Here is a 3,510-nt window from a genome sequence, read left to right on the forward strand (position 1 = left end):
TTTATTTAATCATAGTCGTTATGTGAAGAACAGATGTGAAGCAACTGCGCCAGGAGAGAATTCCTGACGCAGTTGCTTCACATAATGTACTATGTTTTTTGAGATCCAAAGCCCTTCAACCATTCCATTGTACTTTGGCTTTGCTGCCAGGAAGGCATTGAGGGAACTGGAGAATCCGAAACTCGTTCCAGAGCTTTCTGCTTCATCGCAAGACTTGAACGGGCATATATGTCTGTGGTTTTAATGTCGGAATGTCCGAGGAAATCACGTACATGAACAAGATCATTATCCGCTTCGTAAACGTGCATTGCTTTAGTGTGGCGCATCAAATGTGGAGGAATTTTCTCTGGTATGGAAGGATCAATCGCTGAAGCGGCCTTGGCATATTTGTTCAGGATGTACGTAACCCCTGCACGAGTCAGTTTTTGCCCATCGCGGTTCACAAATAGCGGCATATGACTTTTTTCTGGTGCAAGCATGTGCGTTTCGGTAAGATATTTTTTCAGGTTTTGTGCTGTTGCCGGCAAAATGGGAACTACCCTGGTTTTTCGGCCTTTACCAAGAATCTTGACACTTGCAGGATAATCAAGACGGACATCTTCAATACGTAAGTCACAGATTTCCTGCACACGGGCTGCTGTATCATAAAGAAAACACAGGATTGTGGCATCTCTTCTGCCGCTGAGAGTGGATGTATCCGGCTGGCGCAGGATCAGAGCAATCGCCTCTTTTGTCAACGGTTTAATCGCTTTGCGCTCGGCCCTTTTCACTGGGATTGCCAGTATTTGCTGGAAATTCAGCAAAAGGCGCGGCTCTTTCGTCTGCAAGTATTTAACAAATGAGCGGATGGCTGCAAGACGTTGGCTGCGCGTTGCGGTTCCATTGTTTCGCTCTATCCTCAGCCATTGCAAAAAACGGTCAACGAGTTCCGGCGTCAGATCATCTATGGAAAGCTTTTCAATCCTCATCCCCTCTACATCCTGGCAGTAGCCAAGGAACAGCCGAAACGCGTCGCAGTACGATGAAATCGTGTTCGTACTGACATTTTTAAGTTCGGGCAGGTAATGGGAAAGAAACTCCGTCAAATGTGCGGCAAAATCAGCAGTTTTCATTCGGTATCTCCCACGTTGGAATCGTATCGCCAAGATAATCGCACTGCTTTTGAATAAATTCAGGATAGCATTCCGCTGTCAGATGCAAATAGATTTGAGTCGCACTCATGTCGCAATGGCCGAGATACGCCGAAAGGTATGGAAGTGTGGTCACGATGTCGCTTTTGGATTTTTTCAGCTTTTGCATAGAACGAACGGCAAAGGTATGACGAAGGTCATGGACCCTCGGACCGTATCCACGTCCTTTATGCGCAATTCCACAATGCCACAGCGCATCCCGAAATCTGTTGTAGACTGTGGTTGTATGATAACAGTTTTTTCGGGGATTGGGAAAGAAATAGTCGTCACCAGAACTTTCCGCATGGATTTCCTCAAAATATTGCCCGTAGTCCGCCCACAAGCTCTCAGACAGAGGAACATATCTTGGCTTGTCATGCTTTGTTTCCCAAATCTGCAAAACGCCGTTTATAAGATCTACATCTTTTACACGGAGCCGGATTGCCTCTCCGACACGCAATCCACAGCAGATCAGAGTCTTATACAGCAAAGGAAAGACAATGTGCGCAATAGGGCATTGCCTGCTTGGAGCCATCGTTTCAAAGTATTTCATAATACGTGCCAACTCATCGCTCGTAAAAATGCAGGGAGAAAAGTCAGCATCATCTCGAGATGAAATGGTAAGCGCGGGGCAGTACGCGGCATAGCCATTCAATTGAAGATATTTGGCAAAGCGTTTTGTGAAATTAAGCCGCCATTTTTGGTTTTTGCGCTTTTCATTGGGCCGCTTTTCAATCCATTTCTCAACGACCAATTCCGGCAATACCGGAGTATTGATACCTTGTTCTACGAGGAACCGGTCCAATGTTTGAAAGGTTTTGGCTTCTTTTTCATACTTGCATCCACAGGCCCGCTTTTCTGCAATAAAAGCACTTATTTGACTTGCCAGACCGCTTCTGTATTCGTAAGTCCTGCTCATATGAGATCACCATCCTCAAACGACAGGGCGCATTCACGCAGGTTTTCAATATCCAGACGGATGTAATGTCCCAGAGATTCTCGGTCCGAATGGCCGAGAAACGAAAAAATGACATCCGGAGACACATCGGCAGATAGCAGCTTTGTCGCAACGGTTGCCCGAAGAGAATGCAGGCCGTGATGCGCATGAATCGGAACTTTTACCCCTGAACGCGCGACATACCTATGGAACGCTGAATGGATTGATTTCATCTTGCCATATGGCGGGTTCAAACTGACAAACAAGTATTCGCATTCTGTCTGCGGGCGAATGTGCAGATAGTCAATAATGGCAGATCCCACTTTTTCGCTGAGAGGAAGCGTGTTCGGCTTGCTCGTCTTGCTTTGCACAAAGGAAATTGAGCAAAGCTCCCAGTCAATATCGGACAACTTCAAATCGCAGATATCTTTGCTTCGTACACCAAGTTCAGCGGCAATAGTAATGAAAGCATAGTCTCTTTTCCCTTTAGGGCTGGCTCTGTTCACGGTTTCCAATACTGCATTGATTTCCTCCGACTCCCAGATTTTAATTATGCTCTGCGCTTGTCCCAGACGATATTCAGGCACATGAGGTGCAAGATTTTCGGATGTATATCCAAGCAGATACAGATACGATAAGAACTTCCGCAGTCGGCTAAGTTCACAACGTACTGTACTTTTTGCATGGCCTCTCAGGGTCAGCAGATATGCCGAGATATGTGAGCCGTTAAGCTCTGCCAGCTTTGTTATACCGGCATTCTGAAAGTACCGCATAACTACGGAGATATAATCTCGCATGGTTTCTCGGGTGCATTCAGAATAACCGGTTTTGATGAGATATTCCTCCTGTGCGTCAAGAAAGGAGTTGAATTCCGGCAGCAACTCTTGCAGAGGATTGAGCATCCCTTTTTCCCAGGTGCCTTTGGTGGCAAGCAGATCAAGCATTTTCATGCTTCCAGTTTTGCGGTTGATTGTGGACTGTCTTAATGGTGGGGTGCAATTGCCGAGTTCAGCAATGAATTCATCTTTGTGCGAGGACGAATACATTTTATATCCTTTTTCATTGCAGAACCCTTGAAATTGCCTCCATGTCAATAGGGTGTACTCGCTGCTGCGTATGGAATATCCTTGTTCTTTCAGAATAACTGCACCTTCGTCAATGAGGTCTTTGATTAGCTTGTTTGGCAATATACTCACCACCCTTCATGTAGAAATTCCTTTTATTACAATGACAATTCTACATGAACAAGCGGAAAAAGTAAGCTCTTACTTTAAAAATCTTATCTGCTATGATTAAAGGTTGAGATGCCAAATATTATGTGCAGTAAAATCTTTAGAAACCTTGTTCTCACACCATCTTTGCGCCTATTCTTAACATAATAACTTTGATCAAATAAACACTGTT

At 45.0% G+C, this 3,510-nt stretch carries 3 protein-coding genes; all 3 read right to left on the reverse strand.

Annotation, left to right across the window (positions count from 1 at the left end):
- Positions 1-89: 89 nt before the first annotated feature.
- From NFS22_RS23230 to NFS22_RS23240, 3 genes are read right to left on the reverse strand one after another with little or no spacing between them, the layout of a single operon-like run.
- Positions 90-1,112 (reverse strand): site-specific integrase, encoded by a 1,023-nt coding sequence (locus NFS22_RS23230; RefSeq protein ID WP_251319995.1) that lies wholly within the window; start codon positions 1,110-1,112, stop codon positions 90-92.
- The gene (locus NFS22_RS23235) at positions 1,099-2,088 is read right to left on the reverse strand and encodes a tyrosine-type recombinase/integrase (protein ID WP_251319996.1); all 990 of its coding nucleotides are present in this window, start codon (positions 2,086-2,088) and stop codon (positions 1,099-1,101) included. Before NFS22_RS23235 ends, NFS22_RS23230 begins: the two co-directional genes overlap by 14 nt.
- Positions 2,085-3,293, reverse strand: a complete 1,209-nt coding sequence (locus NFS22_RS23240) for a tyrosine-type recombinase/integrase (protein ID WP_251319997.1) — start codon at positions 3,291-3,293, stop codon at positions 2,085-2,087. The genes NFS22_RS23235 and NFS22_RS23240 overlap by 4 nt, the downstream gene beginning before the upstream one ends.
- Positions 3,294-3,510: the final 217 nt, after the last annotated feature.

It is taken from the genome of Flintibacter muris, from assembly GCF_943192995.1.
GTDB classification, from domain to species: Bacteria; Bacillota; Clostridia; order Oscillospirales; family Oscillospiraceae; genus Lawsonibacter; species Lawsonibacter muris.